This is a genomic window from Nocardioides alkalitolerans DSM 16699 (assembly GCF_000426525.1).
GTDB classification, from domain to species: Bacteria; Actinomycetota; Actinomycetes; order Propionibacteriales; family Nocardioidaceae; genus Nocardioides; species Nocardioides alkalitolerans.
On sequence record NZ_KE384533.1, the window covers coordinates 1,030,323 to 1,056,854 of the forward strand.

The 26,532-nt window shown below is 74.1% G+C and carries 20 protein-coding genes; 15 read left to right on the plus strand and 5 right to left on the minus strand.

Features of this window, described 5'->3' with window-relative positions:
- Positions 1-152: 152 nt before the first annotated feature.
- Positions 153-2,243 carry a DUF7937 domain-containing protein gene (locus tag K329_RS31550; protein WP_028474688.1) on the minus strand — a complete coding sequence of 697 codons (2,091 nt, stop codon included), beginning with the start codon at positions 2,241-2,243 and terminating at the stop codon, positions 153-155.
- 259 nt (positions 2,244-2,502) lie between these two features.
- On the opposite strand from K329_RS31550, the gene K329_RS0121755 reads away from it, so the two are divergent.
- A complete protein-coding gene (locus K329_RS0121755; protein ID WP_028474689.1) occupies positions 2,503-3,777 on the plus strand; it encodes an outer membrane protein assembly factor BamB family protein in 1,275 nt (424 codons plus the stop codon).
- A 178-nt stretch (positions 3,778-3,955) separates the two neighbouring features.
- A complete protein-coding gene (gene purL, locus K329_RS28720) occupies positions 3,956-6,208 on the plus strand; it encodes a phosphoribosylformylglycinamidine synthase subunit PurL (RefSeq protein WP_043645197.1) in 2,253 nt (750 codons plus the stop codon).
- 92 nt (positions 6,209-6,300) lie between these two features.
- Here purL and K329_RS0121765 read toward each other — a convergent pair whose 3' ends face one another.
- On the minus strand, positions 6,301-7,599 hold the full coding sequence (locus tag K329_RS0121765) for an MFS transporter (RefSeq protein WP_028474690.1): 1,299 nt from the start codon (positions 7,597-7,599) through the stop codon (positions 6,301-6,303).
- Between the two features lie 81 nt (positions 7,600-7,680).
- On the opposite strand from K329_RS0121765, the gene K329_RS28725 reads away from it, so the two are divergent.
- From K329_RS28725 to K329_RS0121795, 6 genes are all read left to right on the plus strand, one after another.
- Positions 7,681-8,292, plus strand: coding sequence for an ArsR/SmtB family transcription factor (locus K329_RS28725; RefSeq protein WP_043645199.1), 612 nt, complete (start codon positions 7,681-7,683; stop codon positions 8,290-8,292).
- Positions 8,293-8,471: 179 nt separating this feature from the next.
- Positions 8,472-8,822 carry a sterol carrier family protein gene (locus tag K329_RS0121775; RefSeq protein ID WP_028474691.1) on the plus strand — a complete coding sequence of 117 codons (351 nt, stop codon included), beginning with the start codon at positions 8,472-8,474 and terminating at the stop codon, positions 8,820-8,822.
- A 9-nt stretch (positions 8,823-8,831) separates the two neighbouring features.
- Positions 8,832-9,263 carry an alternative ribosome rescue aminoacyl-tRNA hydrolase ArfB gene (arfB, locus tag K329_RS0121780; RefSeq protein ID WP_043644383.1) on the plus strand — a complete coding sequence of 144 codons (432 nt, stop codon included), beginning with the start codon at positions 8,832-8,834 and terminating at the stop codon, positions 9,261-9,263.
- Entirely contained in the window at positions 9,238-10,221 is a 984-nt protein-coding gene (locus K329_RS0121785; protein WP_211225930.1) for an alpha/beta hydrolase family protein, read from the plus strand. Before arfB ends, K329_RS0121785 begins: the two co-directional genes overlap by 26 nt.
- A 57-nt stretch (positions 10,222-10,278) precedes the next feature.
- The gene (locus K329_RS0121790) at positions 10,279-10,602 is read left to right on the plus strand and encodes a DMT family transporter (RefSeq protein WP_028474694.1); all 324 of its coding nucleotides are present in this window, start codon (positions 10,279-10,281) and stop codon (positions 10,600-10,602) included.
- 115 nt (positions 10,603-10,717) lie between these two features.
- Positions 10,718-11,680, plus strand: coding sequence for a TauD/TfdA dioxygenase family protein (locus K329_RS0121795; protein WP_084541501.1), 963 nt, complete (start codon positions 10,718-10,720; stop codon positions 11,678-11,680).
- Positions 11,681-11,851: 171 nt separating this feature from the next.
- Here K329_RS0121795 and K329_RS0121800 read toward each other — a convergent pair whose 3' ends face one another.
- Positions 11,852-12,718, minus strand: coding sequence for an ABC transporter permease (locus K329_RS0121800; RefSeq protein WP_245596645.1), 867 nt, complete (start codon positions 12,716-12,718; stop codon positions 11,852-11,854).
- A complete protein-coding gene (locus tag K329_RS0121805; RefSeq protein WP_245596646.1) occupies positions 12,715-13,725 on the minus strand; it encodes an ATP-binding cassette domain-containing protein in 1,011 nt (336 codons plus the stop codon). Before K329_RS0121805 ends, K329_RS0121800 begins: the two co-directional genes overlap by 4 nt.
- A 63-nt stretch (positions 13,726-13,788) precedes the next feature.
- On the opposite strand from K329_RS0121805, the gene K329_RS28730 reads away from it, so the two are divergent.
- From K329_RS28730 to purM, 7 genes are all read left to right on the plus strand, one after another.
- Complete coding sequence (locus K329_RS28730) at positions 13,789-14,811, plus strand: helix-turn-helix transcriptional regulator (RefSeq protein ID WP_043644386.1); 1,023 nt, start codon at positions 13,789-13,791, stop codon at positions 14,809-14,811.
- A gap of 9 nt (positions 14,812-14,820) precedes the next feature.
- The gene (locus K329_RS0121815) at positions 14,821-16,206 is read left to right on the plus strand and encodes a dipeptidase (protein WP_043644390.1); all 1,386 of its coding nucleotides are present in this window, start codon (positions 14,821-14,823) and stop codon (positions 16,204-16,206) included.
- Between the two features lie 29 nt (positions 16,207-16,235).
- The gene (locus tag K329_RS0121820; RefSeq protein WP_028474699.1) at positions 16,236-17,465 is read left to right on the plus strand and encodes a PucR family transcriptional regulator; all 1,230 of its coding nucleotides are present in this window, start codon (positions 16,236-16,238) and stop codon (positions 17,463-17,465) included.
- A 166-nt stretch (positions 17,466-17,631) separates the two neighbouring features.
- Complete coding sequence (locus tag K329_RS0121825) at positions 17,632-20,031, plus strand: molybdopterin cofactor-binding domain-containing protein (protein ID WP_245596647.1); 2,400 nt, start codon at positions 17,632-17,634, stop codon at positions 20,029-20,031.
- 10 nt (positions 20,032-20,041) lie between these two features.
- A complete protein-coding gene (locus K329_RS0121830) occupies positions 20,042-20,518 on the plus strand; it encodes a (2Fe-2S)-binding protein (protein WP_028474701.1) in 477 nt (158 codons plus the stop codon).
- A gap of 77 nt (positions 20,519-20,595) precedes the next feature.
- Complete coding sequence (gene purF, locus K329_RS0121835) at positions 20,596-22,209, plus strand: amidophosphoribosyltransferase (protein WP_028474702.1); 1,614 nt, start codon at positions 20,596-20,598, stop codon at positions 22,207-22,209.
- Positions 22,210-22,299: 90 nt separating this feature from the next.
- Complete coding sequence (gene purM, locus K329_RS0121840) at positions 22,300-23,394, plus strand: phosphoribosylformylglycinamidine cyclo-ligase (protein WP_028474703.1); 1,095 nt, start codon at positions 22,300-22,302, stop codon at positions 23,392-23,394.
- A 680-nt stretch (positions 23,395-24,074) separates the two neighbouring features.
- Here the strand turns inward: purM and K329_RS0121845 are convergent.
- Positions 24,075-26,459, minus strand: a complete 2,385-nt coding sequence (locus K329_RS0121845; protein WP_028474704.1) for a transglycosylase domain-containing protein — start codon at positions 26,457-26,459, stop codon at positions 24,075-24,077.
- Between the last annotated feature and the right edge of the window lie 73 nt (positions 26,460-26,532).

The following is a 26,532-nucleotide window of genomic DNA, read 5'->3' on the forward strand; positions in this document are numbered from 1 at the left end:
TGGGGTAGTCCCTGACGAAGTGGTCGCGGATCGGCCGCCCGCACGACCACTTCGTCAGGGACTACCCGACGGAGGGGGGTGCTCCTCCTCCCGTACGACGAACGGCCCCCGCCGGGAGGGCGGGGGCCGTTCGGTGTCGCGTGCTCGTCAGCTCACGGCTGGGCGGGCGGGTCCTGCGGACGCGAGAACTGCGTCGTGTCGTTGGTCGGGTTGCTCGGCGTGCCACCCGGAGTGCTGGGCGGACGGACGACCGTCTGCTCGCCCTCGGGCTGGCCGAACGCACCGGGCTGGCCGTACGCGCCGGGGCCGGGCTGGCCCGGCTGACCCTGCTGCGGGTACTGCTGGCCGTAGTCCGGCTGGCCCTGGGGAGCGCCGTACGGACCCGGCTGGCCCTGCGGCGGACCCTGCGGGGCGCCGTACTGCTGGCCCGGCTGGGCGCCGTAGCCCGGCTGGCCCTGGGGGGCGCCGTACTGCTGGCCCGGCTGACCGCCGTACCCGGGCTGGCCCTGGGGCGCGCCGTACTGCTGACCGGGCTGGCCCTGCGGGGCGCCGTAGCCCGGCTGGCCCTGGGGCGCGCCGTACTGGCCCTGCTGGCCGTACTGGCCCTGGTGACCCTGCTGGCCGTGGCCGCCCTGGCCGAGGCCTGCGGGGACGACCGAGCCGAGGATGCTGCGGATCGACGGCGGGACCGTGAGGGCGTAGAGCGCCAGCAGGGGGAGGCCGAACCAGGCGGCGGTCTGGTAGGCGGTCCAGCCGCCCGGGGCGCCACCGGCGGAGAAGGTGCCCCCGCCGAAGCCGTCGGCGTTGCCGATGATGATGAGGAACGCGATGCCCACGGCGATCACGCCGCCGATGAGCCCGAGCACCAGCAGACGGCCCTTGCGGGGGTCGGCCAGCATCGTGGTCGGCGCGAACGCGAGGCCCGCGGCGACGAGGCCGAGCACCAGGGCGATGATCGAGCCGGCGCCGAAGCCGTCCGCCTCGATGAGGCCGAGCAGCGTGCCGACGACGGTGATCGCGATGACGGTGCCGGTCACGTAGAGCGCCAGCTTCGCGGTGTGCACCCAGGCCCAGAACGGCTCCTGCGGCTTGGTGGTGCGGATGACCGGACGCGACACGAGGGCCGCACCGAGCGCCGCGAACAGCAGGTAGCCCGAGCCCGGGATGTTCCACTTGTCGAAGATCGCGTAGAACGGGCCGTCGCCGCCGTCGCCGTCGGTCATGGCCGCGAAGAGGCCGACGAACGCGAGGGTGGCCAGCACGAGGCGGGCCTCCTCGGAGCGCTTCAGCAGGCTGAGCAGCGGCCACACCACGCACACGAGCGGGATGGCGACCGAGATCAGCACGGTCATGAGGAAGTACAGGAACGGGTCGAAGACGCCCGTGTCGTCGATGACGCCCTGGAGGATCCCCAGGACGAGCGTCAGCACGACGAGCACCGCGGTGCCGATCGCGAGACCGGTCGTGATCTTCCACCACAGACCGTCGCTCGTCGGGTTCTCCGACTCCTCGCTCTTGCGCGGGGAGAGCGTCAGCACGACCGCGGCGAGGGCGGCCGCGACACCGGCGCCGAGGAGGCCGCCGTCGGTGCCCTGGAAGATGTCGTTGACGAGCGCGGCGACCACGCTGATCGCGTACGGCGCGAGCAGCGCCGCCTTGGCGAGGAACGCCTGCTGCGGGGCGAGCGGCAGGATGCGGGCCTTCACCACGTAGGGCACCGCGACGGCGACGAGGCCGACGAGCGCCGCGATCCAGACCCACCAGCGGTCGGCGCCGCGGTTGAAGCCGAAGTCACCGATGTCCCAGACCATCCACAGCGGTGCGAGGAGCAGCAGCACCGAGGCGCCGTCGCGCACGTAGTCGCTGATCGGGGTGCCCTGGAACGGGTTCACCTTCGGCTGGGCGGGGCGCTGGGGGGCGCCGTACCCGGGCTGCTGGCCGTAGCCCTGCTGGCCGTAGCCCTGCTGCGGGTAGCCGGGCTGGCCCTGCGGGGCGCCGTATTGGCCGGGCGGGCCCTGGGGGGCGCCGTACTGGCCGGGCTGACCCGGCTGACCCGGCTGGCCCTGGGGGGCGCCGTAGCCGGGCTGGGGCGCGCCGTACGGCGGCTGGCCCTGGGGGGCGCCGTAGCCGGGCTGCGGAGCTCCGCCGGGCGGGGGCTGGGTGGGGTAGCCGCCGGAGGGGGTCCCGCCCTGCTGCGGCGGTTGGCCACCCTGCTGGGGGTAGGGATCGGACGGGTTCGACATCGAGAGCTCCTCGTAATACGACTCGGGTCAGCGCTGCCCTGGTTGCGGGCAACGTAGCACCAGGCGGACCCCCGCTCCCGAGTCGTGAGCGTGGCGTTCCGCCGGGCGCCGGGTGCTGCCGTGCAGGCCGGGCCGGAGCCACCCTGCCCCTCTCCCCGCGGTTCTACGCCTCTGGGCAGGTGTCGATCGCGCTCCGGGGTTCCGCGCTGCACCTGCGGGGTAGGAGGCGCGCCGCACCAGCGCCCGAGAGGACCTCCCCGTGACCGGACCCGACCTGCCCCCGCCGTACCCGCAGCAGCCGCAGCAGCCGCAGTCCAGAGGGGTGCCGGCCTGGCAGTCGCAGGTGCCGCCCGCCCCGCAACGGCGACGCGGGCGCCTGGTGCTCGTCGCGGTCGTGGTGCTGCTGGGCCTGGTCGGCGGCGGGATCCTGGCGTGGACCCAGCTGCGCGGGGACGAGGGCGGCGTCGTCTACGCGGGGGGATCCGAGCTGCGGGCGCCCGGGGCCGTCGGCAGCGATCCCGAACGTGCCTGGGAGGCGGAGGTCTCCGGGCAGCCCTACGTGCTCGACAGCGGCGACGGTCGGGTCGTGCTGCTCGAGGAGGAGGCGGTCGTGGCGCTCTCGCTCGAGGACGGCTCGGAGGAGTGGGAGACCGAGCTGGGCGAGGTGGGCATCGGACCCCGCTTCCTCGTCGCTCCCGGCGAGGGCTTCGCGATCCCGGACCGCGACCTGCAGCGGACGCGGTGGATCTCGTTCGACGACGGCGCGGTCGCCTGGGAGGTGGACGGCCGGGTGGTCGCCGTGGACGGGGGGACGGCGGTCGTGCGTCCGGAGGGGAGCGACGAGCTGGAGGTCGTCGACGCGCTGACGGGGGAGGAGCGCTGGGCGTTCCCGCAGGAGCAGTCGTACGGCGTGGCGATCGCCGGCGACGTGCTCGTGACCGCCGACGTCGACGGGGTGACCGTGCGCGGGTACGACGTCGAGGACGGCGCCGAGCTGTGGACGACCGAGCTCGACGACGTGGGCCGCGTGGTGGCGGCCGACGGGGTCGCGGCCGTGGTCGGTGGGGACGGCGTCACGGCGCTGCGCACCTCCGACGGCGACGAGGTCTGGCAGAGCGACGCGGTCGACGTGACCCGGGTGGCGCCCGACCGCCTCGCGGTGCTGGACGACCGGGGCACCCTCACGCTGGTGGACCCGGAGGGGGAGATGGCGTCGGTCGAGCTGGAGACGACGACCCCGGCCATCGGCGCGGTGTCGGGCGGGGAGGTCGATGGTGAGTGGCTGGTCTCCGCCGTCGGCGGCCAGGGCCAGGTGCTGCTCGACGAGGACCTGGACGAGGTGGCCGACGCCTTCGCCGGGTTCGCGGGCGGCGGCTACTACACCCGCGACCGGGAGGACCTGTCGTTCCACGAGGGCATCGGGGACGACCCGGCGTGGACGGCGGCGGTGCCGGGGGCCCGCTTCCTCGTGGACGGCGGCATCCTCACGTTCGACGAGGACGGCGACGACGACGTCCTGGTCCTCTACCGCTGACGACGCCCCGTCACGCGCCGACCTCGTCCGGACCGCTGCCGCCCACGCCCGGACCGCGCCGCACCGGCACGGCGCCGCCGGGCTTACGATTTCAGCCGTGACGGACCCCGCAGCCCCCGCCGTACCCCCCGCGAGCACCACCGCGGCCGCCCCCGAGGCCACGTCGGCGCACCCCGCCGTGAACCTCGACACCGTGGTCCGCGCCGCGGGCGACCCGGACCGGGAGCAGCCCTGGGCCGACCTCGGGCTGAAGACGGACGAGTACGACCGCATCCGCGAGATCCTCGGCCGCCGGCCCACGTCGAGCGAGCTGGCGATGTACTCCGTCATGTGGAGCGAGCACTGCTCCTACAAGTCGTCGAAGGTGCACCTCAAGCAGTTCTCCGAGATCCCGCAGGAGACCCGCGCCGGCAAGATGCTCGCCGGCATCGGCGAGAACGCGGGCGTCATCGACATCGGCCAGGGCTACGCCGTCACGTTCAAGGTCGAGTCGCACAACCACCCGTCGTACGTCGAGCCCCACCAGGGCGCGGCGACCGGCATCGGCGGCATCGTGCGCGACATCCTCGCCATGGGTGCGCGCCCCGTCGCGGTGATGGACCCGCTGCGCTTCGGTCCGCTCGACGCCCCCGACACCCACCGCGTCCTGCCCGGGATCGTGGAGGGCGTCGGCCACTACGGCAACTGCCTCGGCCTGCCCAACATCGGCGGCGAGGCCGTCTTCGACCCCACCTACCTCGGCAACCCGCTCGTCAACGCGCTCTGCGTCGGCGTGCTGCGCCACGAGGACCTCCACCTCGCCAAGGCGTCCGGCGTCGGCAACCAGGTGATCCTGTACGGCGCGCGCACCGGCGGCGACGGCATCGGCGGCGTCTCCGTGCTCGCCTCGGAGACGTTCGACGCCGACGGCCCGGCGAAGCGCCCCAGCGTGCAGGTCGGCGACCCCTTCATGGAGAAGCTGCTCATCGAGTGCACGCTCGAGCTGTTCGCGGCCGGCGTCGTCGCGGGCATCCAGGACCTCGGCGGCGCCGGGCTCTCCTGCGCCACCTCCGAGCTCGCGAGCGCCGGCGACGGCGGCATGCACGTCGACCTCGAGAAGGTGCTGCTCCGCGACTCCACGCTCGCGCCCGAGGAGATCCTCATGAGCGAGAGCCAGGAGCGGATGATGGCCGTCGTCGAGCCCGACGACGTCGCCGCGTTCCTCGCGATCTGCGCGAAGTGGGAGGTCGAGGCCACCGTCGTCGGCGAGGTCACCGACACCGGCCGGCTCGAGATCGACTGGCACGGCGAGCGCGTCGTCGACGTGCCACCGCGGTCCGTGGCGCACGACGGCCCGACGTACGAGCGCCCGTTCGCCCGCCCCGACTGGCAGGACGCGCTGCAGGCCGACGGCGCCGAGGCGCTCCCGCGGCCGGCGGGCGGTGACGAGCTGCGCGCCACCCTGCTGCGCCTCGTCGCGTCGCCGAACCTGGCCGACAAGTCCTGGATCACCGACCAGTACGACCGCTACGTGCGCGGCAACACGGTGCTCGCGCAGCCGGCCGACTCGGGCATGGTGCGCGTCGACGAGGAGACCCACCTCGGCGTCGCCGTCTCCACCGACTGCAACGGCCGCTTCGCGAAGCTCGACCCGTACGCCGGGGCGCAGCTCGCGCTGGTCGAGTCCTACCGCAACGTCGCCACCGGCGGCGCCGTGCCGATGGCGATCTCCGACTGCCTCAACTTCGGCTCGCCCGAGGACCCGGCCGTGATGTGGCAGTTCGCCGAGGCGTGCCGTGGCCTCAAGGACGCCTGCATCGAGCTCGAGATCCCGGTGACCGGCGGCAACGTCAGCCTCTACAACCAGACCGGCGAGACCGCGATCCTGCCGACGCCGGTCGTCGCGGTGCTCGGCGTCATCGAGGACGTCCGTCGCCGCACCCCCTCGGGCTTCGAGGCCGCCGGCGAGACCGTCGTGCTCCTCGGCGAGACCCGGGAGGAGCTCTCGGGCTCGGAGTGGGCCCACGTCGTGCACGGCCACCTCGGCGGTCGCCCGCCGGTCGTCGACCTCGCCGCCGAGAAGGCGCTCGGCGCCCTGCTCGTCGACCTCGTCGGCGTCGCCACCTCGGCGCACGACCTCTCCGACGGCGGCCTCGCCCAGGCGCTCGCGGAGACCACGTTCCACCGCGGCGTCGGCGTGAGCGTCGGCCTCGACGCCGTGCACGCCGACCCGTTCGTCGCGCTCTTCGCCGAGTCCGCCGCGCGCGTGCTCGTCACCGTGCCCGCCGAGGGTGTCAACGAGCTGCTGGCGCGCGCCACGGCGTACGGCGTGCCCGTCGCCGCCATCGGCCGCACCGGCGGCGACGCGATCGTCGTCGACGGCCAGTTCGAGATCGCCGTCGACGAGGCCCGCACCGCCTGGGCCGCGACGCTGCCCGCCGCGCTGGGCTGAGCGGGGTCGGGCCGGGTCGTGCCGGTTTCACCGGCTAGCCGGTGAAACCGGCACCTGGCGCACGAAGGTTCACGCGCCAGGTGCCGGGGTCGTCACCTAGCCGGTGAAACCGGCACCCCCTGGTCGTGCGCCGGCCCCGCCCCAGGCGCCGCCCACGCCGCCGGGCGGGGGACGCGCCGCACGTGCCGGCTCGACGTCACCAGCAGCGCCGCCGCGAGGCAGCCCGCGAGCAGGGCGGCGGTGGCGACCGGGCCGCCGTACACCTCGAGCAGCAGCCCGCCGACCAGCGGTGCGAGCGGCATGGTCGACCACGCGAGGAACGCCGTCGTGGCGTTCACGCGGCCCTGGAGGGCGTCCGGGGTGATGGCGATGCGGTAGGCGCCGATGCCCGCGTTGCCGATGGGGTTGAGCAGCACGAGCGCGCCCAGGCAGGTCGCGGCGACCGCGGGCTCGGCCCACCACACCAGGGGCACGAGCGGCAGCACGACGCTCCAGCCGACGGCGACGGTGAGGAGACCGGTGGGGGTCCGCTCGATCACCCAGGGGGCGAGGGCGGCGCCCACGAGCCCGGCGACCCCGGCCGCCGTGGCGACCAGGCCGATGGCGGCGGGGCTGTGGCCGTCGGCGGCCATCCGGAGCACGACCACGAAGAGCAGCCCGTTCACCACCAGGTTGGAGAGCGCGGACCAGCAGGCGAGCAGCCGCATCACGGGGTGGCGTACGACGAAGCGGGCGCCGGTGGCGACGTCGCGGCCCATCCGCCTCAGCACGTGTCCGCCGCGGTCCTCGCCGGGAGCGGGCGCGGGGGCGGAGAGGTCGGTCCGGATCCGGCCCAGCATCACGAACGACACGAGGTAGGTCGCGGCGTCCACGGCGAACGGGAGCGCCCGGTGGACGGTCAGCAGGAGGCCGCCGAGGGGTGCGCCCGCCAGCTCGGCGGCGTGACCGCGGGCCTGGTTCTGGGCCAGCGCGGTGGGCAGCTGCGCGGTCGTCACCACCGACCGGACCGCGGAGATCTGCGCCGGCTCGTAGATCCCGGTGCAGACGCCGGCGATCAGCGCGCCGACCCCGAGGGCGGTGGGGCTCAGCCCGTCGAGGGTCAGGGCGGCGGCCATGCCGGCGTACAGCAGGAACCCGGTCGCGGAGACCGTGCGCAGCACCCGGCCCCGGTGCAGCCGGTCGACGAGCGCACCTGCGGGGAGCAGGGCGAGGACGATGCCGCCGAAGTACGCCGCCTGCACCAGGGCCGCGGTGCCGATCGAGCCGCCGAGGGCGAGCGCCAGGAGCGGGTAGACGAAGGCGCTCATGCGGGCCCCGAGCTCGGAGACGGTCTCGCCGATCCACAGGACGGTGAAGTCCCGGTTGCGGGCGAGGTCGCGGTAGCCGGTCATGCAGGGACGGTAGATCCGCAACAACCATTGCGCAAGTAGTGTTGCGCAATGATCGGCGGGCAACTCGGCTACGGTGCCCGCGTGGTCGACCACCAGCGCGTCACCGACGCCCGCACCCTCCGCGCGTTCGCGCACCCCGTCCGGTCCCGCCTGCTCGAGGAGCTCAACGCCCGGGGTCCGATGCGGGCCGCCGACCTCGCCCGCACCCTCGGCCTGCCGGCCAACCAGGTGAGCTTCCACCTGCGCCAGCTGGCGAAGTACGACGTCGTGGTCGAGGCGCCCGAGCTGGCGCGGGACAAGCGCGACCGGGTGTGGCGACCCGCCGACGACGACCGCGGGTTCCGGCTCGACCTCGACGCCGTGGCGCAGACCCCGGGCGGCGCGGTGGTCGCCGCCGCCTGGCGCGGCATGGCGAGCGAGCGGGCCCACCGGGCCGTGGACGCGGCGTACCGGGCCGAGCGCGACCCCGCCGTGCTGCGCAACATCACCGAGGCGACGTTCCAGCTCACGAAGGCGGAGGCGGTCGAGCTGGCCGCCGAGCTGGACGAGGTGGTCATGCGCTGGACCGCCCGGAGCCGGGCGGCGGGTCCCGCCGGCGCGGACGAGGCGGGAGGGACGGAGGAGCGACGGCTCTACGGCATCTTCCACCTGCTCCAGCCGCGCCCCGAGGAGCCGCTCGAGCGGGCGGAGTGAGGGTGTCTGCCGGTTTCACCGGCTAGCCGGTGAAACCGGCACCGGGCGCACGAACCTTCATGCGCTAGGTGCCGGGTTCGTCACCTAGCCGGTGAAACCGGCACTCGGCGCACCAAACCGGCACACCCCCTCCGCGAACCGCCACGCGCGAGCCCGCCCCCGGATGGTCCAATGAGGGCGTGCCCCGCCGTCTGATCCCCGCCGAGCCCGCCGAGGTCGCCGACGCCCTCGCGCAGTGGCGCGCCGGCACGGCCGGACGTCCCGAGCGCAAGGTGCTCGTGAAGCACTACCTCGCGCTGCTGCAGGAGAGGGCGCCCGGAGCCTCGGTCGAGGTGCGCGTCCCGCCGTACGCGGCGGTGCAGGTGATCGAGGGCGTGCGCCACACGCGCGGCACGCCGCCGGCGGTCGTCGAGACCGACGCCGACACCTGGATCGGTCTCGCGGTCGGCGACGCCGCCTGGACCGACGACCTCCCGGTCTCCGTCAGCGGCGAGCGCACCGACCTCTCCCGCTACCTCCCGCTCGGCTGAGCGGCGTCCGTGGACCTCGACGCCGACCTCGTCGTGACCCGCCGCTGGCGGGTGCCGGCGCGCGAGCTCACGGAGCGGTTCTCGCGCTCCTCGGGGCCCGGCGGCCAGGGGGTCAACACGACCGACAGCAGGGTGGAGCTCTCGTACGACGTGGCCGCGGCGACGTCGCTGCCCGACGACCTGCGCGAGCGGGTGCTCGAGCGGCTCGGGTCGCGGCTCGTGGGCGGGGTCGTGGTGGTGTCGGCGAGCGAGCACCGCGGCCAGCGGGCCAACCGTGCCGCGGCCCGGGAGCGCCTCCTCGCGCTGCTGCAGGAGGCGGCCGCGCCCCCATCCGCGCCGCGCCGCGCGACGAAGCCCACCCGAGGGTCACAGCGTCGTCGCCTGGCGACGAAGACCCGACGAGCGGAGGTCAAGCGTGGACGGCAGGGCCGGTGGGACTGAGCGCGCGCTGCGGCGGCTGCTGTCGCGACGGGGGCTGCTCGCCGGGGCCGGCCTCGTCGGCGGTGGTGCCGCGCTGGCGGCCTGCGGCGGCGACGACGGGCTGCCCGGCGGCTCCGGCGCGCCCCCGCCGACCGACCCCACGCCGATCGCGGGCAGCGACGTGCTGAGCCCGACGCGGGTCACGTACGGCGACGACCCGTCGCAGTGGGCCGACCTCTACCGCCCCGCGCCCGGTGCGGGCGGCGCCGGCGCGGCCCCGTCGAAGGGCGTCGTGGTCGTCATCCACGGCGGCTTCTGGCAGGCGGCGTACGACGCCACGCTCGGCGCCCCGCTCGCGCTCAGCCTCGCCGAGAACGGCTGGACCGCCTGGAACCTGGAGTACCGCCGCGTCGCCGGGCGCTCCACCGACGGTGGCGGGGGCGGCTACCCGACGACGTTCGACGACGTCGCGGCCGGGATCGACGCGCTCGCCGACGTCGCCGAGCTGACCGACGCCGAGCGGGCCTGCGTGCTCACGCTGGGTCACTCCGCCGGCGGCCACCTCGCCGCCTGGGCCGCCGCGCGCGGTCGCTTCGCGCGCTGGTCGCCCGAGCGCGTGCCCGTCACCGGCGTCGTCTCGCAGGCGGGCGTGCTCGACCTGACCGAGGCCGCCGGTGCCGCGTTCGGTCGTGACCCGGTGCTCAGCCTCATGGGGGTCGAGCCGGCGGCCGACCCCACGGCGTACGACGAGGCCGACCCCACGCGCCACCTGCCCCTCGGGGTGCCGGTGCGGTGCGTGCACGGCAGCTCCGACACGATCGTGCCGCCGAGCCAGTCGAGCACGTACGTCGAGCGCGCGGTCGCCGCGGGCGACGACGCCACGCTCACCGAGGTCGAGGGCGACCACTTCGTCGTCATCGACGAGGCGTCGGCGGCCTGGCAGGAGACGCTGGCGCTGCTCGAGGGTCTGCGCCCCTGACCGTCCGGCCCGTGACGAGCGGGTGGTCGGGTGCTCCGGGCGTGGTGGGATCGCCCCATGTGGGTCTGGCTGATGGTCGCGATCGCGAGCGAGGTCGTGGCGACGCTGTCGCTGCGCGCGTCGGAGGGGTTCACCCGGCTGCTGCCGTCGGTGGTGGTCGTCGTCGGCTACTGCTCGGCGTTCTACGCCCTCTCCCAGGCGCTCGTGCGCGGCATGGCGCTGGGGCAGGCGTACGCCGTGTGGTCGGGGCTCGGCATCGCCAGCATCGCGTTGCTCGGCATCGTGCTGTTCGGCGAGACGCTGGGCCGGGTGCAGGTCGGTGGCCTGGTGCTCGTGGTCGTCGGGATCGTCATGCTCGAGCTGGGCGCGGCCCACGCCTGAGGAGCGGGGCGGGGTCACCTGGTGAGACCGGGCCCACCGATTTGTCGTCAATCCCTACCGTGTTAGTCGGCTAAGCGTCGCCCGGCGCTCGCCACCCCGGCTAGGAGGCACCCCCGTGACGATCACCGCGCACCGCACCGCCCCCCTCGGCTCCTCCGCGGCCGAGCCCGGTCCCCCGGGGATCGAGGTCCGCCGGATCGGTGGACGGATCGGGGCGCGCATCGACGGCGTCCGGCTGGGCGGCGACCTCCGGGACGCCGAGGTCGCCGCCGTGCGGGAGGCGCTGCTGCGCCACAAGGTCGTGTTCTTCCGCGGCCAGCACCACCTCGACGACGACGCCCACGCCGACTTCGCCGAGCGCTTCGGCCCGCTCACCACCGCCCACCCGACGGTCAACACCGGCAGCGCGCGCGTGCTGCGGGTGACCGCCAACAAGGGCATGGCGGCGAACAGCTGGCACACCGATGTCACCTTCGTCGACCGCGTGCCGGCGATCAGCGTGCTGCGCGGGGTGACCCTGCCGGCGTACGGAGGCACGACGGTCTGGGCGAACACCGTGACGGCGTACGACGGCCTGCCCGCCCCGCTGAAGGCCCTCGTCGACGAGCTGTGGGCGGTGCACACGAACTCCTACGACTACGCCCAGCGCGACGAGGAGCACGACCAGCCGGACGCCAACTACAGCCGTGACGACTTCACCTCGCAGATCTTCGAGACCCGCCACCCCGTCGTGCGCGTGCACCCGGAGACGGGGGAGCGCTCGCTCGTGCTCGGCCACTTCGTGAAGCAGTTCGAGGGGTTCAACACCTCCGAGTCCTCCGCGCTGTTCCACCTGCTCCAGAACCGGGTGACGAAGCTGGAGAACACGGTGCGCTGGAGCTGGGAGCCCGGCGACGTCGCGATGTGGGACAACCGCGCCACCCAGCACTACGCCGTCGCCGACTTCGACGAGCACCCGCGCGAGATGCGCCGGATCACGGTGGCCGGCGACGTGCCGGTCTCCGTCGACGGGCGGCGCTCCGAGGTGCTCCGCGGCGACGCCCGGGCCTACTCGCGGCTGGACGAGCTCATCTCCTGACGCCGCGGAGGGCCCGACGCGCGCGGTGCGCCGGACCCCTCGCGGGTCGGTCGTGCGGGGACCGTGTGCACGGTCCTGGTGGTGTGCGACGTGAATTCAGGTCGCACAGCGGCGGTTTAACCGCTCGAGCGGCGAAACTGCCGCCAGCGCGCCCCCGCCCCGCCCCGCACCTCAGTCCTGCCGGCGCATCGCCCGGATCCCGACGCCGAGCCCGACGAGCGCCACGCCGGCCGCGGCCGCGACGCCCGCCAGGATCGTGCCGGCCGGCCACGTGCCGGCGAAGAGCGCACGCTCGGCGTCCACGACGTACGTCAGCGGGTTGAGCGCCGACAGCGTGCGCAGCCAGGCCGGGCCGTCGTCGACCGGCAGCAGCATCCCGGCGAGCAGCAGCACCGGGAACAGGAAGGTCTGCTGCACGGCCCAGAACATCCAGTCGCGGCCCTCGGCGGCGAGCGCGAGCACGTAGGACAGCGACGCCATCCCGACCGCGAAGACCGCCATGATCGCGAGGCCGACCAGCACGCCGGGCAGGTGCAGCTCGAACGAGAACGGCGTCACCGCGGCGATGATGATCGCGGACTGCGCGAGCATCGGCACGATCTCCTTCGCCGCGCGACCGAGCAGGAGCGCGGAGCGCCGTACGGGCGCCACCAGCAGCCGCTCGTGCGACCCGGTCTGCATCTCCAGCAGCAGGTTCGAGCCCACCATCGAGGTGCCCATGAGGCACGACATCGCGACGATCCCGGGCACGAACCACTGCAGCGCCGAGACGCCGCCGGGGAACGCGCCGTCGGGCAGCAGCGGCGCGAACAGGGCGAGGAAGAACAGCGGCTGGATCATCGAGAACACGACCTGGAACGGGTCGCGCGCCAGCGGCCGCATCTCGCGCGTGAACACGGTGACGACGTCGGCGACGACGCCCGTGGGCCGGGTGTACGACGCCCGCGGCGCCGCGGTGGTCGTGGTGGTGGTCATGGGTGCTCCTGCGGGGGTGGTGGTCGGGTCGGTACGGCGGGTGGTCGCGGCCGGTGTGCTCACGCGGCCACCTCCTCGGTGGTGGCGCCGGCGTCGGTCGCGCCCGCCTCGCGCAGGCTGCGTCCGGTGAGGGAGAGGAACACGTCGTCGAGCGTCGGCCGCACGACCTCGAGCCCGGTCACGACCAGGCCCGCGGCCTCGAGCCGCCGGACGGCGTCGGCAGCCCAGGTGGTGCCGTCACGGTGGCGCACGACGAGCGCCGGCGCGCCGTCCTGGACGGTGACGACGGGGGCCTCGGTGCTGCCCGCGGCGTCGACCTGCCCGCGGGCGGCCTCGGCGTCCGCGGCCGTCGCGAACCCGAGGGTCACGCGCACGCCGAGCCCGCCCTTGAGGTGCTCGGAGGTGTCGTCGGCGATGATCGCGCCGTGGTCGACGACCACCACCCGCTGGGCCATCGCGTCGGCCTCGTCGAGGTAGTGGGTGGTGAGCACGATCGTCGTCCCTGCCCGGTGGAGACCGACGATCTGCTCCTGCAGGTGCGCCCGGTTCTGCGGGTCGAGGCCGGTCGACGGTTCGTCCAGGAACAGCAGCTCGGGCGCGTGGATCATCCCGAGCGTGATGTCGAGCCGCCGTCGCTGACCGCCCGAGAGGGTCGAGACGGTGCGGTCGACGACGCCGCCGAGGTCGAGCCCGTCGATGAGCACGTCCGCCCGGGCGCGGGTGTCGGCGGCCGTCATCCCGTAGGCGCGGCCCTGGTTGAGCAGCTCGTCGCGCCCGCGCTGCAGGTGCCCGGCGCCGTTGCCCTGGCCGACGTACCCGATGTGGCGGCGCACCTCCGCCTGGTGGCGGCCGACGTCGTACCCGGCCACCCGCGCCGTGCCCGACGTGGGCGGCAGGAGCGTGGTGAGCATGCGGAGCGTCGTGGACTTGCCGGCGCCGTTCGGGCCGAGGAAGGCGACGAGCTCGCCTGGCTCCACGCGCAGGTCGAGCGAGCGGACGGCCTCGACGGTCTTCTTCTTGACGCGGAACGTCTTGGTCAGCGACTGGGTCTCGATGATCGGTGTGGTCATGGGGACGACCCTTCCGGGCCTTCCGGTCAGGTTCTGTCCGGAAGGAGATCTAGTCTCGGATCCATGGCCAGCACCAGCTCCCGCATGCTCCGTCTGCTCTCGCTGCTCCAGACCCACCGGTTCTGGACGGGGCCGGAGCTGTCGGAGCGGCTCGAGGTCTCCGACCGCACGCTGCGGCGCGACGTCGAGCGCCTGCGCGACCTCGGCTACCCGGTCGACGCGGTGCGCGGGCTCGCCGGCGGCTACCAGCTGCAGGCCGGGGCCGCGCTGCCGCCGCTGCTGCTCGAGGACGAGGAGGCCGTCGCCATCGCGGTCGGTCTGCGCGCGGCGGCCGGGGGAGGTGTCGCCGGGCTGGAGGTGAGCGCCCTCGGTGCGCTCACGAAGATCGTCTCGGTGATGCCGCCGAAGCTGCGGCGACGCATGGACGCGGTCTCCACCCAGACCCAGCAGGCGCCCCGTCGCGGGCCCGCGCTCGACGCCGTCGTGCTCACCCGCCTCGCGCAGTGCTGCCGTGACGACGAGCGGCTGCGCTTCACGTACGACGCCCGCCGCGCCTCGAGCAGCGGCGCCGCCCTGCCGCGCCGCCACGTCGAGCCCGACGCGCTCGTCACCGTCGGGCAGCGCTGGTACCTCGTCGCCTGGGACCTCGACCGCCGCGACTGGCGCACCTTCCGCGTCGACCGCATCGCCGACCCGGAGTCGAGCCGGGTCCGGTTCTCGCCCCGCGCCCTGCCCGACGGGCTCGACGCGCTGGAGTTCGTGCAGCGCAACACGGCCGCGATGCCGCGCCGGTACGACGTGCGCGTCGTCGTCGAGGCCGACGCCACGACCGTGGCCCGCCACGCCATGACATGGGGCCGGGTCGACGCCGCGGAGCCCGACCCCGTGACCGGCGGGGCACGCTGCCGGGTCTCGATGTCGGCGGACTGGCTCGACGGACCGTTGTGGCTGCTGGGCGAGATCGGGGCCGACTTCACGGTCGAGTCGCCGCCCGAGCTGGTGGCGGCCCTGCGCACGGCCGGGGAGCGGTTCACGCGGGCAGCGGCCCGGTCCGCCCCGCCCAGCGTCGCCCCGCCCGCTGAGTAGGGTCGTCGCATGTCTGCGCCGACCGACGACCGAGCCCTGACGACCGACGACCTGCGTGCCCGCGTGGCCGCCGTCCTGCCCGCCGTGCGCCAGGACCTCGAGGCGCTCGTGCGCATCGAGTCCGTGAGCGCCGACCCCGCCCGTGCCGGCGAGGTGCAGCGCAGCGCGGAGGCGGTCGCCGCCCTGCTCGAGGCCGAGGGCCTCGACACCCGCATCGTGAGCGCCGACGGTGGCGCGCCCGCCGTCATCGCGAGCCGGCCCGCGCCCGAGGGGGCGCCGACCGTGCTGCTCTACGCCCACCACGACGTGCAGCCCGAGGGTGACCACGCCGCCTGGGCGACGTCGCCGTTCGAGCCCACCGAGGCCGACTCGCCCGCGGGCCCGCGCCTCTTCGGTCGCGGCGCCGCCGACGACAAGGCCGGCGTCGTGGCCCACCTCGGTGCGCTGCGCGCGCTCGGTGACGACCTCGGCGTGGGCGTCACGGTCTTCGTCGAGGGCGAGGAGGAGGTCGGCTCCGACACCCTGCCGGCCCTCCTGGCGGCCCACGCCGAGGAGCTGCGCGCCGACGTGATCGTCATCGCCGACTCCACGAACTGGGACATCGGCGTCCCCGCCCTCACCACCAGCCTCCGCGGCCTGGTGCGCGTCGACGTCGAGGTGCGCACCCTCACCCACGGCGTGCACTCCGGCATGTGGGGCGGTCTCGTGCCCGACGCGCTCATCGCGCTGAGCCGGCTGATCGCCACGCTCCACGACGACGCCGGCGACGTCGCCGTACCGGGCCTGCACGCCGGGCCCGCGGCCGACGTCGACTACCCCGAGGAGCGGCTGCGCGCCGAGTCGGGCGTGGCGCCCGGCGTCGAGCTGTTCGGCACGGGCACCGCGGTCGAGCGGCTGTGGACCAAGCCGTCGCTGAGCATCACCGGTCTCGACGCGCCCCAGGTCGACGGCGCCTCCAACACCCTCGTGCCCGCGGCCCGCGCGAAGATCTCGATGCGCGTCGCCCCGGGCGACACCTGCGAGAGCGCGCTCGCCGCCCTGCGAGCCCACCTCGAGGCGCACGTGCCGTGGGGCGCGCAGCTCACGGTCACGGTCGTCGACACCGGCGAGGCCACCCAGATCGACGCCACGGGCCCGGTGTACGACGTCGCGCGCGCCGCGTTCGCCGAGGCCTGGGACGGCACGGCGCCCGTCGACATGGGCGTCGGCGGCTCCATCCCGTTCATCGCCGAGTTCCTCGAGGCGTTCCCCGAGGCGGCGGTGCTCGTCACGGGCGTCGAGGACCCCGACACCCGTGCGCACGGCGCCAACGAGGGCCTCCACCTGGCCGAGTTCGACCGTGTCCTGCTGGCCGAGACCCTGCTGCTCGCGCGCCTCGCCGAGCGCCGGGCCTGACGGTCGCGGCGAGACCGACGGGACCCGCGGTGCTGCCCGCCACCACGGCCTTCCTGGCGCAGCACCGCGCCCGCCGGGTCGAGGTGCTCACCGAGCGGCTCGTCGCGACGATCCTCGACGCGAACCCGGGCTACGCCCACCGGCCCGTGGTGCCGGTCGACGACCTGCGGGCCTCCTGCCACGACAACGTGACCCGGGTGCTCGAGCTGCTGGCGGTCGAGGTGGGCGCCGAGGCCGAGGGTGGCTCCGACGGGCCCGACCCGTACGACGCCGCCCGCGCCACCGGCCGGCGGCGCGCCGAGCAGGGACTGCCGCTCGACGACGTGCTCCGCTCCTTCCGCCTGGGCGGACGGCTGATCTGGCAGGACCTCGTGGAGGAGGCCGCGGACGACGTGGCGGCCGACGACGTGCGCGGCATCGGCACGGCCCTCTGGGGCGTCGTCGACCAGACCTCGGCGGCGGTCGCCGCGGCCTACCACGCGGTGGAGACCGCCTCGGTGCGCGCGCACGAGCAGCGTCGGACGGCGCTGTGGGAGGACCTGCTCGCCGGCCGGGGCGTCGACCTCGTCTTCGCCGCCGAGGCCGCGCGCGTGCTCGACCTGCGGGCCACCGCGCCCTGCGTCGTCGTGGTGGCCGACCCGGCGGTCGACCCCGGCTCCGCCCGGCGGGCCGAGAGCACGCTGACGGCGTCGGGTCGCCCCTCCAGCTGGGTACGGCGCGCGGTCGGCCTCGTGGGCGTCGTCGACGTGGGCGGACCGGGCGGCCACGTCGCGGCCGGCGACGTCGTCGCGGCCCCCGACCTCGGTACGGCGCTGCGCCTGCTCGGCCCGGGCACGGTGGGCGTCTCGCCGGTCTGCGCGGGCTTCGCCGAGGTGGAGGGCGCGTTCCGGCACGCGCTGGCGGCCCAGCAGGTCGGCCGCAGCCGGGGCGCCGACGTCGTGGCCTTCGACGACGTGCTGCCCGACGCCCTCGTGCTGGCCTCGCCCGACATCGCGCTGCGGCTGGAGCGGCGGTGGCTCGGGCCGCTCCTCGACCTGCCCGCCGACGAGGGCCGCGCCCTGCTCGAGACGCTCGAGGTGTGGGTGCGTATGGGCGGGTCGACCACCGCGACGGCCCAGGCGCTGCCGTGCCACCGGAACACGGTGCTCAACCGGCTGCGCCGGATCCGGCAGGTCACCGGCGGCGTCGTGGGCGCCGCGACGCCCCCGGTGGAGCTCGGGCTGGCGCTGGCGGCCTACCGCCTGCGTGCCCTGGGCTGATCCCGGCACTGCGTGCCGTGCTGGAGGTTACTGTGCAGATTGCCCAGTGATCCCCGTCACATCATGGGCACGTGCGCGTTGGGGTCCGGGTGTCGTGACTGCCACTGTGGAGCGCGGGAGGGAGTGACCGATCCGGCTCCGTCCGGCCGACGCTCTCGGAGGAACAGTGGCACTCGCACCGCGCACCACCCGCAGGACCGCACCGCAGGACGCCGGCACGCCCGTGGCCGGGAGCCCGGCGACCGACGCCGAGGTCAGCCTCGAGCCGGGCGTGCAGCGCCGCACGCTCCTGGGCTTCGTGCTCGGTGGCGCGACGCTGATCGCCGCCGCCCCGATGGGCGCGGGCCTGGTGGAGCCGGCGGCCGCCGACGGCATCCCCTCGGTGCCGCAGCCGCCGGAGATCTACGACCTCAACGACTTCCTCAGCCACGCCGGGCTCGCGACGAGCCTCCTGATCAAGATCGTCATCAACGAGGACGGCACGGCGTCGTTCGAGCTGCCCCGGGCCGAGGTCGGCCAGGGCATCACGACGTCGACGGCGATGATCATCGCCGAGGAGCTCGACCTGCCGCTCGACCGCGTCAAGGTCACCCTCGCGCCGGCCCGCCCGGAGCTGCTGCTCAACCAGCTCACCGGCGGCTCCAACACGACGATCTCGACCTACACGCCGATCCGCGTCGCCGCCACCGTCGCGCGCGGCGCCCTGCTGGAGGCCGCGTCGGTCCTCCTCGGCGACACGGTCGACCAGCTCGTCACCAAGGCGGGCGGCATCATCGAGGCGCCCGACGGCCGCCAGGTCGAGTACGGCGAGCTCGCCGTCGCCGCGGCCGCGCGGCAGGACCGCGAGGTGCAGGTGGAGCTGGGGGAGCGCCGTACCGAGCGCCGGGTCGTCGGCACCCCGCAGAACCGGGTCGACGCCCTCGAGGCGGTCACCGGCCGCAAGCAGTACGCCACCGACCTCCAGGTGCCGAACGCGTGGCCCACGATGGTGTGCCGCGCCCCCACGCTCAACGGGAAGCCGCTGGCGGTGCGCAACCTCGCCGCCGTACGACGCCTGCCCGGCGTCACCCACGTCGAGATGTTCGACTTCGGCGTGGCGGTGCGGGCCCGCACGTTCGGTCAGTGCATCGACGCGGTGCGCGCGATCGAGGCCGACTGGGAGGACGGGCCGGTCGCCGGCGAGGACGACGCCAGCATCCTCGAGGGCCTGCGCCGGGCCCAGCTGCCGCTGCCCGCCCTGCCGAGCCTGCCGCTGCTGCGCACGGTCAACCAGGACTTCACCTTCTACTTCCGCAGCAACTCGGCCATGGACACGAACTCGGCGATCGCCGACGTGCGCAGCGACGGCGCCGAGATCTGGTCGGGCCTGAAGTCGCCGGTGGTCGCGCAGGAGCAGATCGCCGCGATGCTCGGCCTGCCGGTCTCGTCGGTGCGGGTCAACGTCGTGCAGTCGGGCGGGTCGTTCGGCCGTCGGCTGTTCTTCGACGGCGCCCGCGAGGCGGCCCAGATCAGCCAGCGCATGGGCGTGCCGGTGAAGCTCATGTGGCACCGCGCCGACGACGCCCGAGCCGGGCGCGCCCACCCGATGTGCACCTCGCGCATCCGGGCCGCGCACACGCTCGGCAACGTCGTGGCGTTCCAGCAGTCGCACACGAGCATCGAGACCGACTTCCGCCACGGGCTCGGCGAGGCGCTCACCGCGTTCGCCGCCGACCTGCCCGCCGGGCTGGGCAACCTCGCGTTCAGCGAGACGGTCTTCACGCTCACCCAGGAGATGCCCTACAACTTCGGCGCCGTGCTCCAGACGCTCACCGAGGCCGACCAGCGCTTCAACACCGGCAGCATGCGCAACATCTTCTCGCCCGACGTGCGCGCCGCCTCGGAGCTGATGGTCGACCGGCTGGCGAGCGAGATGGGCCGCGACCCCTACGAGTTCCGCCGGGCCTTCTCGAAGAACGCCCGCGTGACCGCCGTGCTCGACAAGGTGGCGCGGGCCGGGCAGTGGGGCCGGGAGATGGAGCCCGGCACCGCCCAGGGCATCTCGATCCACAAAGAGTACAAGGGCGCCACGGCCTGCCTCGTCGAGGTCGACTGCCGCCCCGAGACGGTCAACCGCGTGGTGCGCGACGCCGTGACGGGGCCGCGGGTGACCAAGGTGGTGTTCGCGGTGGACGCCGGGCTGATCATCAACCCGACCGGCCTCGAGGCCCAGATGCAGGGCGGCATCAACGACGGCATCGCCCTGGCGCTCACCTCCAGCCTGCACCTGCAGGGCGGCCACTTCGTCGAGGCCAGCTGGGACAACTACTTCTACACCCGGCAGTGGAACACCCCGCCCGAGGTCGAGGTCCACCTGATGCCGTCCGACAGCCCGCAGCCGGGCGGTGCCGGCGAGGCCGGTGTGGCCGCGACGTTCGCCGCGGTGGCCTGCGCCGTCGCGCGGGCGACCGGCGAGATGCCGACCCACTTCCCGATCAACCACCTCGAGCCCCTGGCCTTCGAGCCGAAGCCCTTCGTCCCGCCGATCCCGCCCTCGCCGACCAACGGCCTGCGGCTGACGTACTGAGGAGCCACCCGTGCCCACCCAGACCTTCCAGCTCAACGGCGAGCGCGTCAGCGTCGACGTCGAGGACGACGTGCGCCTCCTGTGGGTCCTGCGCGACCTGCTCGGCGTCACCGGACCCAAGTACGGCTGCGGCATCAACGTCTGCAAGGCCTGCACGTCCCACATCAACGGCCGCGCGTTCAACCCCTGCGCCGTCCCGGTCGGCGAGCTGAGCGCCGACGACGAGGTGACGACCATCGAGGGCCTGCCCGCGACGGCCGGCGCCGACCTGCACCCGATGCAGGAGGCGTGGCTCAACCGCGACGTCGCCCAGTGCGGCTACTGCCAGCCCGGCCAGATCATGGCGGCGGTCGCCCTGGTGCGGAAGGTGCAGCGCGAGGGCCGCGCCATCTCGGACGCCGACCTCGACGGCATCCGCAACATCTGCCGCTGCGGCACCTACACCCGCATCCGCGAGGCCATCCGGGAGGGCGAGGCGGCGATGTGACGGACGACGCCCGGGCGGAGCGGCCACCGACCGGCGGGTTTCGCCGGGCGCCCGGGGTCAGCCGTACGATGAGGCACGTGGCCAACCCCGTGAGCACACGCAAGGGCGGCGACGGTCGCCTCACCGCCGCACTCGACCCGCAGGACCAGGGCCCCCAGGACGCCTGTGGCGTCTTCGGCGTCTGGGCCCCGGGCGAGGACGTCTCCAAGCTGACCTACTACGGCCTCTACGCGCTGCAGCACCGTGGCCAGGAGTCCGCGGGCATCGCGGTCAGCAACGGCCGCCAGATCCTGGTCTACAAGGACATGGGTCTCGTCTCCCAGGTCTTCGACGAGTCGACGCTCGAGGCGCTCAAGGGCCACCTCGCGATCGGCCACTCGCGCTACTCCACCACCGGCGCCAGCACGTGGCACAACGCGCAGCCGACGTTCCACCCGACGCAGCACGGCTCGATCGCGCTGGCCCACAACGGCAACCTCACCAACACCGCCGAGCTGGCCGAGATGGTCGCCGACCGCAGCGCCCTCGACGGCGAGCTCGACCTGTCGGTGCGCCGGCCCGAGCAGTCGACCAACGACACGGGCGTCGTCACGGCCCTGCTGGCCGACCACCCCGACACCACCGTCGAGGAGCGGGCGATGGAGCTGCTCCCGCTCGTCAAGGGCGCCTTCTCCTTCGTCTGGATGACCGAGAACACCCTGTACGCCGCGCGCGACCCCCAGGGCATCCGTCCCCTGGTGCTGGGCCGCCTCGAGCGGGGCTGGGTCGTCGCCTCCGAGACCGCCGCCCTCGACATCGTGGGCGCCTCGTTCATCCGCGAGATCGAGCCCGGCGAGATGATCGCCGTCGACGAGGAGGGCCTGCGCACCCGCCGGTTCGCCGAGGCGGCGCCGAAGCACTGCCTCTTCGAGTTCGTCTACCTCGCCCGCCCCGACACCCTCATGGTCGGCAAGCGCATGCACAGCGTGCGCGTCGAGATCGGCCGCCGCCTGGCCCGCACCTTCCCGGCCGACGCCGACCTCGTCATCCCCGTGCCCGAGTCGGGCACGCCGGCGGCGATCGGGTACGCCGAGGCCTCCGGCATCCCCTACGGCACCGGCCTGGTGAAGAACTCGTACGTCGGGCGCACCTTCATCCAGCCGAGCCAGACGATCCGCCAGCTCGGCATCCGCCTGAAGCTCAACCCGCTGCGCGACGTCATCGAGGGCAAGCGCCTCGTGGTCGTCGACGACTCGATCGTGCGCGGCAACACGCAGCGCGCGCTCATCCGGATGCTCCGGGAGGCCGGCGCCCGCGAGGTGCACGTGCGCATCAGCTCGCCGCCGGTGAAGTGGCCGTGCTTCTACGGCATCGACTTCGCGACCCGCGCCGAGCTCATCGGCAACGGCCTCACCAACGACGAGATCTGCCGCTCGATCGACGCCGACTCGCTGGGCTACATCGAGCTCGACGACCTCGTCGACGCGACCGACGTGCCCAAGGACAACCTCTGCCGGGCCTGCTTCGACGGCGTCTACCCGATCGAGCTGCCCGACCCGGTGCTGCTCGGCAAGGACGTGCTCGAGCTCAACCGCACGATCTCGACGCCGCAGACCGCCCCGGTCGGCCCGCCGTCGACGACCACCGACGTCGACGGGCTCGCCGCGTCGCTGTCCGGCGGTGGCGCGGGCGACGCGCTGCGCCACCCCTGACCCGCTGATCCGACCCCCTGATCGCCATCGTGTGACCCCGTGGCCGCCCGCGGCCGCACCGCCTGCACCGCCGCCGTACGAGGAGCCACCGTGACCCAGCCCGACCCCGCCGAGAACGCGTACGCCGCCGCCGGCGTCTCCATCGAGGCGGCCGACCGCGCGATCGACCTGATGAAGGGCTGGGTCGAGAAGTCGCGGCGCCCGGAGGTCATCGGCGGCCTCGGCGGCTTCGCCGGGCTGTTCGACGCGAGCGCGCTGAAGGCCTACGACCGGCCGGTGCTCGCCACCTCCACCGACGGCGTCGGCACGAAGGTCGCGATCGCCCAGGCGATGGACAAGCACGACACGATCGGCTTCGACCTCGTCGGCATGGTCGTCGACGACCTCGTGGTCTGCGGCGCCGAGCCGCTCTTCATGACCGACTACATCGCCACCGGCCGCGTGGTGCCCGAGCGCATCGCCGCCATCGTCAAGGGCATCGCCGAGGCGTGCGTCGAGGCCGGCTGCGCGCTGGTCGGCGGCGAGATCGCGGAGCACCCCGGTCTGCTCGGCCCGGACGACTACGACGTCGCGGGCGCCACCACCGGTGTGGTCGAGGCGGAGCAGATGCTCGGCCCGGGCCGCGTGCGACCCGGTGACGTCGTCATCGCCATGGAGGCCAGCGGCCTGCACTCCAACGGCTACTCGCTCGTGCGCCACGTGCTGCTCGGCGACGGCGCCGGCTGGTCGCTCGACCGCCACGTCGACGAGCTCGGCCGCACCCTCGGTGAGGAGCTGCTGCACCCGACCCGGATCTACACCAAGGCCGCCCTCGCCCTGGCCCGCCGTACCGAGACCCACGCCATGGCCCACGTGACGGGCGGCGGCCTCGCCGCCAACCTCGCGCGCGTCATGCCCGAGGAGCTCACGGCCACCATCGACCGCGGCACGTGGACCCCGCAGCCGATCTTCGACCTCGTCCGCAAGGTGGGCGACCTCGCCCAGGCGGACGTCGAGCAGACCCTCAACTGCGGCGTCGGCATGGTGGCCCTCACGGCGCCCGCCTCGGTCGACGCGGCCCTCGCCGAGCTGGGCGAGGCCGGCGTCCGCGCCTGGATCGCCGGCGAGGTCGCCTCGCTGTCGAGCAACGACCCGGCCGCCTCCGGTGGCTCCGTCGTGCTGACGGGCCAGCACCCCGGCTGGTGATCCGCGGCTGACCCGGGTCGTCGCCGACGGGCGGGCGCGAGCCGGCAGTTCTGCGACGCCCGGAGGTGCCGAGCCGGCAGTTCGGCGACGCCCCGAGGTGCCGAGCCGGCAGTTCTGCGCCGCTCTGGTCCCGGACGTCATGCCCCCGGAGGTCTCCGGCCCTCGATCGGGATGACGTCCCACCCGGGGTGGTCGCCCGCCGTACGGCGCGCCTGCCTCGAAGAGTGCGGACGGTGTCCCCGACGCGCCGACGGTTCGGGCGCGTGGGGTCCGCGTTTCTCCTGTACGGCGTGACCCGGTCCGCGTTTTCTCGGACCGCGGAGCGCACCGAGCGGGGCGAGTGGGCAGTTCGGCGACGCCCTGGTCCCGGACGTCATACGTTCTGAGGTCCTCGGCCCTCGATCGGGATGACGTCCCGCCCGGGGGTGGTCGCCCGCCGTACGGCGCGCCTGCCTCGACGAGTGCGGACCGGGAACCCGACACGCCGAGAGTTCGGGCGCGCGGGGTCCGCGTTTCTCCCGTACGGCGTGACCCGGTCCGCGTTCTCCAGCACCACCTGCGCCGGAGCGCGGCACCGCCGAGCGCGCCGCGAGGCCCCCGCAACGCCGAGTCGGCACGCACCTCGGGGGTGCGTGCCGACTCGGCGTTCGTGCGTAAGGCCGACCAGGGTCGGCCCAGGCTCAGTTCTCGGCGGGTCCGCCGTCGCCGCCGCCGGGGCCGCCGCCGGGAGCGCCGGCACCCGGACCGCCGTTGCCCGCGCCGGTGCCGGCCCACGCCGGGGTGCTGGGCATCGGCGCCGTGGGAGAGGTCGGCGTCGACGGCGCGTCCGGGGTGCTCGGGGCGTCCGGCGTGGCGGGGGCCGTCGGCGTGAAGCTGGCGTCCCGGTCGCGGTTGTTGTTGTTGCCGCGGTCCCGGTTGCCGCTGCCGCCGCCCCCCAGGGACACCGAGCCCTGGAGGTCGGTGGGTCCGACGGCCTCGCGCAGGCTGGTCGGGTCGGTGGGCTCGAAGTCGCGGCCCTCGAGCGTGTCGCGGATCCCGCGCATCGCGTCGCCCCAGACGGGCGCCACGAAGCCGGAGGCCGAGACGTTGTAGAAGTTGCGGTCGCCGATGCGCTGGCCGGTCAGCGAGATCGGGGTGCCGAGCTCGTTGGCGCCGGCGATCATCGCGGAGGTGGCGATCTCGGGGGTGTAGCCGACGAACCAGACGGAGCGCGCGCTCTGCGTCGTACCGGTCTTGCCGGCCGCGTCGATGCCGAGGTTCTGGGCGCTGGCGAAGCCGCCGTCGATGACGCCCGACAGGATCGAGCTGACGGCGTCGGCGGTCTCGGGCGTCATCACCTGCTCGCAGGTCGGCGTGTACTCCTTCAGGATGTTGCCGCCGGCGTCGGCGATGAGATTCACGGGCAGCGCGTCGCAGTGGTTGCCGCGAGCACCGAAGGTCGCGTAGGCCTCGGCCATCTCGACGGGGCTGACGTCGGCGACGCCGAGGGTGAACGAGGGCACGCGCTCGGCGCTGCGGCCGGCCTGCTCGTTGCCGGTGGGGTTGTCGAGCTCGACGCCCATGCTCTGCGCGAGCGCGAACGGCGCGCACAGGCCGGTGCGCTGCTCGAGCTGGGCGAAGAAGGTGTTCACGGACTCACGCGTGCCGGTCACCATCGTCTTGTAGCCCGAGGTGGTCGAGTTGCCGACGGTCCACTCGCCGTACCCGTAGGGCTCGCCGTCACAGTTGCGGAACGTCTCCTCCTGGAACGTCATGTCGTCGGAGGAGTTGACGCCCCACGACAGCGGGACGCCCTGCTCGATGGCGGCGGCCAGCACGAACACCTTGAAGGTGGAGCCGGCCTGGAAGCCGTTGGCGTCGCCGAGCCGCTCGGGCACGGTGTAGTTGAGGTAGGTCTGGCCCGCCTCGAGGTCGCGCCCCATCGGGCGTGACTGGGCGATGGCGCGCACGAAGCCCGTGCCGGGCTCGACCATCGCGACGCCGCCGATGGCGTTGTCGGTGGGGTTGACCGCGTCGGAGACGGCCTCGTCGGCCGAGGCCTGGTAGTCGAGGCGCAGCGGCGTGCGGATCGTGAGGCCGCCTTCGTAGAGCAGCGAGCGGCGTGCGTCCTCGGTCTCGCCGAGCGCGGGGTCGGCGAGCAGGTAGCGCAGCACGTAGTCGCAGTAGAAGGCGGCGACCGACGAGGTGCAGCCGTTGCTCGGCGGGCTGATCTGGAGGCCGAGCTCGCTGGCCTTGGCGTAGTCGGCGTCCTCGCGCTGGAGCACGTTCAGCTGCGCCATCCGCTCGATCACGACGTTGCGGCGCTGCAGGGCGCGCTCGGGGTTGATCGTCGGGTCGAGGCCGACGGGGTTCTGCACGAGACCGGCGAGCAGCGCGGACTGCTGCAGCGTCAGGCTGCCGGCGTTGGTGTTGAAGTAGGTCTTGGCGGCCGACTGGATGCCGTAGGCGCCGTTGCCGAAGTAGGCGAGGTTGAGGTAGCGCTCGAGGATCCAGTCCTTGGAGTAGGTGTTCTCGATCGCGATGGCGTAGCGCAGCTCCTGGAGCTTGCGGCTGAAGGTCTCGGCGGTGGCCTCCGCGCGCGCCTGCTCGTCGTCGCCCGCCTGCTGCACGAGCGTCAGCTTCACCATCTGCTGCGTGATCGAGGACCCGCCCTGGACCACGCCGCTGTTGGCCTGGTTGATGAGGAACGCGCGGGCCGTGCCGCGGACGTCGAGGGCGCCGTGCTCGTAGAAGCGGTAGTCCTCGATGGAGACGATGGCCTGCCGCATGACGGGCGCCACCTGCGTGAGCGAGACGTTCACGCGGTTCTGGTCGTAGAGGGTCGCGATCGTGGTGCCGTCGGCGTCGAGGATGCGGCTGCGCTGGGGCAGCGCCTCCGTCTCGAGGTCGGCGGGCAGCTCCTTCACGCTGTCGGCGACGCTCGTCGCCGACATGCCGGCGAGACCGGCGAAGGGGAGCGCGAGCCCGGAAGCGACCACCCCCAGCACGACCGACGCCGCGAGCATGACGAACAGGTGCTTCACGACACGGGCGGCGGTGAGGCTGTCAGGGGCAGAGCTGGCCATGGTCCCCAAGGGTACGGGAGGTCGCCCCGCAGCACCGGTTCGTCGCGTCGACGGGGGGTCGGTCCCCCATTGG